Source organism: Streptomyces sp. SID14478 (assembly GCF_010548525.1).
GTDB lineage: Bacteria > Actinomycetota > Actinomycetes > Streptomycetales > Streptomycetaceae > Streptomyces.
Map to the genome: position 1 here is coordinate 1 of NZ_JAAGMG010000994.1, position 6,863 is coordinate 6,863.

The 6,863-nt window shown below is 72.0% G+C and carries 6 protein-coding genes and 1 pseudogene; 6 read left to right on the forward strand and 1 reads right to left on the reverse strand.

The genetic code is table 11. The features are described from left to right. Positions 1-14: 14 nt before the first annotated feature. The gene (locus G3I40_RS32290; RefSeq protein ID WP_164306169.1) at positions 15-1,202 is read right to left on the reverse strand and encodes a winged helix DNA-binding domain-containing protein; all 1,188 of its coding nucleotides are present in this window, start codon (positions 1,200-1,202) and stop codon (positions 15-17) included. Positions 1,203-1,316: 114 nt separating this feature from the next. Between G3I40_RS32290 and G3I40_RS32295 the strand changes: the two genes are divergently transcribed. The 6 genes and pseudogenes from G3I40_RS32295 to G3I40_RS32320 form a co-directional block, all read left to right on the forward strand. Further along, a complete protein-coding gene (locus G3I40_RS32295; RefSeq protein ID WP_164306170.1) occupies positions 1,317-1,769 on the forward strand; it encodes a hypothetical protein in 453 nt (150 codons plus the stop codon). A 17-nt stretch (positions 1,770-1,786) separates the two neighbouring features. Next, the gene (locus tag G3I40_RS32300) at positions 1,787-3,133 is read left to right on the forward strand and encodes a DUF2252 domain-containing protein (RefSeq protein ID WP_164306171.1); all 1,347 of its coding nucleotides are present in this window, start codon (positions 1,787-1,789) and stop codon (positions 3,131-3,133) included. A 37-nt stretch (positions 3,134-3,170) separates the two neighbouring features. Further along, positions 3,171-3,770, forward strand: a complete 600-nt coding sequence (locus G3I40_RS32305) for a chemotaxis protein CheB (RefSeq protein WP_164306172.1) — start codon at positions 3,171-3,173, stop codon at positions 3,768-3,770. A gap of 15 nt (positions 3,771-3,785) precedes the next feature. Then, entirely contained in the window at positions 3,786-5,654 is a 1,869-nt protein-coding gene (locus G3I40_RS32310) for a CheR family methyltransferase (RefSeq protein ID WP_164306173.1), read from the forward strand. A gap of 27 nt (positions 5,655-5,681) precedes the next feature. After that, complete coding sequence (locus G3I40_RS32315) at positions 5,682-6,533, forward strand: ANTAR domain-containing protein (RefSeq protein WP_164306174.1); 852 nt, start codon at positions 5,682-5,684, stop codon at positions 6,531-6,533. Positions 6,534-6,545: 12 nt separating this feature from the next. After that, positions 6,546-6,863 (forward strand): annotated as a pseudogene (locus tag G3I40_RS32320) (hypothetical protein); the annotation flags it as partial.

Sequence of the window (6,863 nt, forward strand, 5' to 3'; positions counted from 1 at the left end):
CTTCGCCGGCAGCGCTACCGCGCCCCCAGCTCCCGTTCGAGCGGCGTGCGAAAGCGCGGGGTCACCACCGTGCCCTCCAGGACCGCCGCGAGGCGTCCCGCCTCCCGCGACACCGCGAGGCGCAGATCCCGCCCGCCGGACTCGTCCAGGAGCCGCCACACCACCTCGCCGTCCGCCCGCTGGCCCCAGCCGCCCACGATCCGCCCGTTCCACCACACGGTCGGCCCGATGTTCCCGCTGCCGTCGAAGAGCGCGGGCCGCAGCTCCCGCGGGCAGTACCAGTCCCGCTCCTGCCAGCCCATCGCCGTCGGGTCGAGCCCGGGGAGCAGCGCGGCCCAGGGCTCCGCGGCGGCCGCGGGAGGCTCCAGCCGGTCGGGGAGCACGTACCCGGTGCCGGAGCCGTCCAGGGTGACCGCCACCGCACCCACCGCGGCCAGCGCCCTGCGCACGTCCGTGACCTTCCACCCCGTCCACCACTTCAGATCCCCCTCGGTGGCCGGGCCGCACGCCGCGAGCCAGCGGCGCAGCAGCTCCGACTGGGCCTCGGCGACCGGGAGTTCGGGGTGCGGCGGGGCGACGGCCCAGCGGAACCGGGACGAGGTCCAGGAGCCGAGCGGGCGGCCGCGCACCACCCGCCCCTCGACCCCGAGGACCCGCATCAGCCGGGACGACACGGTGTGCGGCGCCTCGTAACCCTTCCCCTTGCCGTACGTGAACGACTCCTTCAACCGCGGTTCGTCGACGGTGAGTTCCACGACCGTGGCCTGCCCGCGCCGGGCCAGGGCCGCGAGCGCCGACTCCTCGACCTCGGCCAGCCACTCGGGGGTCAGCCGGCCGTCGCTGCCGGACACCATGTCCTTGAGGAGGCCGGCCCGGGCCTTCGCCGCGACCGCGAGACCGGTCGAGGCGTGCACCGTCGCCGCGAGCTCGGTGGGGAAGACGAAGACCGTGTGCCGCATGCCGTGCATCCGCACCAGCGTCCGGTCCTCGTACAGCGCACGCTCGACGCCCGCGACCGTCCCCGCGGGGTCGGTGAGGCGCGCGCCCACCGCGAGGTGCACCGTGGCCGGATCCGTACCGTGCAGCGCCACCAGGGACCGGGCGACCTCCTGCGCCGTGGACGCCCGGGCCGCGGGGGACAGGCGGTGCGCGAGGGCGAGCCGAACGCGCCGTTCGTCGTTGCCGATGTGCCGGGAGGTCATGCCGTGCATCCTGCCGGATCGGTCACCTGTTTGCCGTACCTGGCATGCGGGCTGCGGACGGAGCACCGTTGACTGGGTCGACGGGCAGTCACGGGCGAGCGGAGGTGTTCGGGAATGGCGGGCATGCGAGGCGTACGGACGATGGGTGCCACCCTGCTCGCGGCGGCCCTGGCCGTCGGCGCGGCGGGCTGCTCCGACAGCGACACCAGCCCGTCCGACGCGGCGTCCAAGGTCGGCGAGGTGGTGTCCTCCGCGACGGCCGAGGCACAGAAGAAGGTCGACGAGTTCAAGGACGGCACCGACGCCAAGGGCGAGGTGAAGCTCGGCGACGTGCGCAAGGACGACGGCCGCGCCACCGTGCCGGTCACCGTCACGAACGGGCAGTCCTCCCAGAAGTCGTACCTCGTCCTGGTCGCCTTCAAGGACAGCGGCGGCAACACCCTCGACACGGTCGCGCTCAACGTGAACGACGTGGCGGCGAACGCGTCCAAGCAGGCGTCGGCGCGCAGCCACCGCTCCCTCGACGGCGACGTCAAGGCGGACATCGTCCGCGCGCTGCGCCACTGAGCGCCGGGGCGCCCGCGATGAGCAGCCCCACCGAACGCGCCGCCCAGGGCAAACGCGCCCGCAAGTACGTCTCCCGCTCGTCGCACGCCCCCTGGATCCCGGCCGCGGACCGCCCCGACCCCGTCGTCGTCCTCGAACGCCAGGGCGCCGACCGGCTGCCCGACCTGCTGCCCCTGCGGTACGGACGGATGGCGGCGAGTCCCTTCTCGTTCCTGCGCGGCGCCGCCGCCGTCATGGCGGCCGACCTCGCGGCGATACCCCACACCGGTCTGACCGTCCAACTCTGCGGCGACGCACACCTGTTGAACTTCGGACTGTTCGCGTCACCGGAGCGTTCCCTGCTCTTCGACCTCAACGACTTCGACGAGACGTACCCCGGCCCCTTCGAATGGGACGTCAAACGCCTCGCCGCCTCGATCGTCGTCGCCGCCCGCGACAACGGCCACTCCGACAAACAGGCCCACCGCGCCGTCCTCGACTCCGTGGCCGCGTACCGCACGAACATGCGCCGCCTGGCCGGCCTCGGCGAGCTCGCCGTCTGGTACGAGCGCATCGACGCCCACGAACTGCTCCCGCTGATCCGCTCCGCCCGCCACCGGCGCCGCGCCGAGCACACCCTCGGCCAGGCCACCCGCCGCACCAGCCTGCACGCCCTCGCCAAGCTCACAGAGCTCACGCCCGACGGCCGCCGCCGCATCGTCCACGACCCGCCCCTGCTCGAACCGGCGGGCGTCACCGACGCCGCCGCCATCCGCAAGATGTTCGGCGACTACCGCTCCACGCTCGCCGAGGAGCGCCGCAGGCTGCTCGACCGGTACCGGTTCGTGGACGCGGCCCGTAAGGTCGTGGGCGTCGGCAGCGTCGGAACACGCTGCTTCGTCATCCTGCTGTCCGGCCGGGACGCAGACGATCCGCTCTTCCTCCAGATCAAGGAGGCGACCCGCTCGGTGATCGAGGAGCACATCCCGTACCACGGCCCCTACCTGCACCCCGGCCACCGCGTCGTCTCCGGCCAGCGCCTCCTCCAGGCGGCGGGCGACATCTTCCTGGGCTGGATGACGGGACCGCAGGGCCGGGCCTTCTACTGGCGTCAGCTGCGCGACATGAAAGGCTCGGCGGACGTCGCGGGCATGCCCCCCGACGCCCTGCTCGCCTACGCCCGTCTGTGCGGCACGGCGCTGTCCCGGGCCCACGCCCGCTCCGGCGACCGCATCGCGCTCGCCGCCTACCTCGGCGGCGCGGACACCTTCGACCGCGCCATCGCCGCCTTCGCCCTGCGCTACGCCGACCAGAGCGCCGCCGACCACGCCACGCTCCGCCGAGCCGTCTCGGCGGGACTCCTCACCGCGACTCCCGGTGCCTGACCGGAAAGTGCGCACCCCGCTACCTCTTAAGGACGCCGTGTCGAACCACCCCGAACCGCCGGACGGCGCCGAGGACTTCGCCGTCGTCGCCCTCGCCGCCTCCGCCGGCGGCATCCACGCCCTGACCACCGTGCTCGGCGGACTCGACGCCGCTCTGTCCGTACCCGTCCTCGTCGTCCAGCACCTCGACCCGCGCCACCGCACCGTGCTGGCCGAGATCCTGGACCGCCGTTCACCCCTGGCGGTGAAACTCGCCGAGCAGGACGAGGTGATCGCGCCCGGCACCGTCTACATCGCCCCGCCCGACCGCCACCTCCTCGTGGGCCACGGCGACACCCTCTCCCTGTCCCGCAGCGAGCTCGTCCACTTCCTGCGCCCCTCCGCCGACCTGCTCTTCGAATCGGTCGCCGGCTCCTACGGCGCACGCGCCATCGCCTGTGTGCTGAGCGGCACGGGGCACGACGGGGCCATGGGTGTGGACGCGGTGAAGAGCCGGGGCGGTACCGTGATCGCGCAGGATCCGGAGACCGCGGAGTTCACGGGCATGCCGCAGGCCGCAGTGGGTACTGGCGCTGTGGACTTCGTACTACCTCTGGAGGAAATCCCCGCGGTCATCCGCGGACTTGTCGGTCACTAGAGGCAGTGGGACACCATGGGCGAGACCCCGGGCGACGTAGAGACGGACGAGGAGCTGGAGAACCTTCTCGGCTTTCTGCGGGATTCCCGCGGCTTCGACTTCACCGGATACAAGCGTTCCACCCTCGGGCGCCGCATCCGCAAGCGCATGGCCGACGTCGGCATCGACTCGTACGCCGACTACCGCGACCAACTCGAGACGAACGCCGACGAGTTCGGCTCCCTGTTCAACACCATCCTGATCAACGTCACCTCGGTCTTCCGGGACAGTGACGCCTGGGCGTACCTGCAGGGCGAGGTGGTCCCCGAGATCCTCGCCCAGCTCGCCCCGGACGAGGAGATCCGGGTGTGGAGCGCGGGCTGCTCCACCGGCGAGGAGGCGTACTCGCTGGCCATCATGTTCGCGGAGACCCTCGGCCTGGACGCGGCCCTGGAGCGCGTCAAGATCTACGGCACGGACGTCGACGACGAGGCGCTGCGCGACGCCCGCTCCGGCCTCTACCCGGCCAGGACCCTGGAAGCGCTCGCCCCCGAACTGCGCGACAGGTACTTCCAGCAGAACGGGTCGCAGTTCAGCTTCCGCGCCGACCTGCGCCGCCGGGTCATCTTCGGCCGGCACGACATCACCCGCGACGCCCCCATCTCCCGCCTCGACCTGCTGGTGTGCCGCAACACCCTGATGTACTTCAACGTCGAGGCGCAGACGCAGATCATCGACCGGTTCCACTTCGCGCTGCGCGAGCGCGGGTTCCTCTTCCTCGGCAAGGCCGAGATGCTGCTCAACGACGCCGACCGGTTCGACGTCCTGAGCATGCGCCAGCGGATCTTCCGCCGCCGCCCCGGCGGCGCCGCCCCGCCCTACCAGCCCGCGCCGGTCAAGCTGCGCTCCGGCTTCGGCGGCGAGCTGCACAGCGTGGCCCGCAACCGGCAGCTGCGCGACCTGATCCTGGACGCCTCGCTCGGCGCCGCCGTCGCGGTGGACGCGGAGGGCATCGTCGTCCTCATCAACAACCACGCGCGGGTCCAGTTCGGCCTCACCGCGGGCGACATCGGCCGGCCCTTCCAGGACCTGGAGGTCTCCTACCGCCCGGTCGAGCTGCGCTCCCTGATCGACCAGGCCACCCACGAACGCCGCACGCTGCGGGTCAACGGGGTGGAGCGCAGGATCGGCGAGGAGGTCCAGTTCTTCGACATCATGGTCCAGCCCCTCGTCGGGGCGGGCGGGACCCCGGCCGCCACCAACATCACGTTCACCGACGTCACGGTCACCACCCGGCTCAAGGCCGAGATCAAGCGCGTACGCGAGGACCTGGAGACCGCCTACGAGGAACTCCAGTCCACGAACGAGGAGTTGGAGACCACCAACGAGGAACTCCAGTCCTCCATCGAGGAACTGGAGACCACCAACGAGGAACTCCAGTCCACGAACGAGGAGCTGGAGACCACCAACGAAGAGCTCCAGTCCGGGAACGAGGAGCTGGAGACGATGAACGAGGAGATGCGGATCCGCACCGAGGAGCTGGACGAGACCCGCGCCTTCCTGGAGGGCGTCCTCGCCTCCGTCGCGGCCGCCGTCGTCGTTCTCGACAAGGACCTCAAGGTCAAGAGCTGGAACAGGGGCGCCGCCGACCTGTGGGGCCTGCGCCAGGACGAGGTGCTCGACGAGCCCTTCTTCTCCCTCGACTTCGGGCTGCCGACGAGGGAGCTGGAGCCGGTGGTGACGCAGTGCCTCACGACCCGCAAGCGCGCGGCGCCCTTCGCGATCGCCGCGGTCAACCGCCTGGGACGCAGCGTCACGTGCACCGTGCAGTGCAGTCCGTTCGACGGGCTTCGCGACGGCGCCGTGCTGCTGATGGAAGAAGACCACAATCGCGGCCGGGACTGACCCGGGGCCGGGCGTAGGCTGAGACGCATGGAGCAGCCCCCCGGAGGGAAGCCCGATCAAGCCGCGGCCGCCTGGCGGCGGTCGTCCTCCGCGCGCAAGCGCGCGGAGCGGGACAGCCAACTGGCCCTGCGGCACGAGGCGACCGCGGTCCGCACCGGGAACGCGCTGTACCTGAGGATGGCGGAGCTGCACCGCACGACGGCCGCCCGTCACCGGATCGCGGCGGAGCTGATGGAGGCGCACGCGCGGCGCACGTCCCACTGGGTGCCCGAGGACGGCCCGCCGCCACTCTTCATGACGGGCGTCGCCGAGGCCTGTGGGTCCGGCAGCGTCGCGGTGACCCTCGTCGACGGCGAGCGCAACCAGGTGGCGACGGCGTCCTCGGACCAGCCCGCCCGTGCCGCCCAGGACGTGGAGTACGTGCTGGGCGAGGGGCCGGCCCTGGACGCGGTGCACGCGCGCGGACCCGTCACCGCGGCGGGTGACAGCCTGAGGTCCCGCTGGCCCACCTACGGGCCGGCGGTCGAGGAGTTGGGCATCGGCCAGGTCGTCGCGGTCCCGCTGGCGACGCCCGGTGGCTGCATCGGCGCCCTGGCGGTGTTCGACCGGGCGGGGGCGGTGGCGTCCACGGCGGTTCTCACCTGTGTCGCCGATGCGTTGACCCGCAGTGTTTTCCTCGGGCGGGACGCGGTACCGGAGTTGTTCGGAGGCATCGACTACCGAGTGGAGGTGCACCAGGCCGCGGGAATGGTCGCCGTTCATCTCGGCTGTCCGGCCGCGGATGCGCTGGAACTGGTCAAAGCGCGGGCCTTCGGCGACGGACGCCTCATCGGCGACGTCGCGCGGGATATCGTCAGTGGACAACTGAGACTCGGCTGAGAGGTCGCCACCGTGACACTGCAGGAGCAGGAACTCGCTGCGGTATTCGCCCAGTTGACGGGGGAAGCCGCGCGGGACCCGCTCGACACGCAGTCCCTGCTCGCCGCTCTCGCGGAGAGCGGTCGCAGACTGTTCGGGGCGTGGGGAGCCGTCGTGCAGTACGCACCGGGCGGCAAGTCCGCCGTGCAGTTCGACGGCACCGACGCCGGCCTGCGCATCCTGGTGGAGGCCGCCGTCGGCTGGTCCGAGGGCCCCGGCTACGACGCACGGATCACGGGCTGCGCCCTCATCGACGTCGATGTCACTACGCGTCCGACCCGCGCCCGCTGG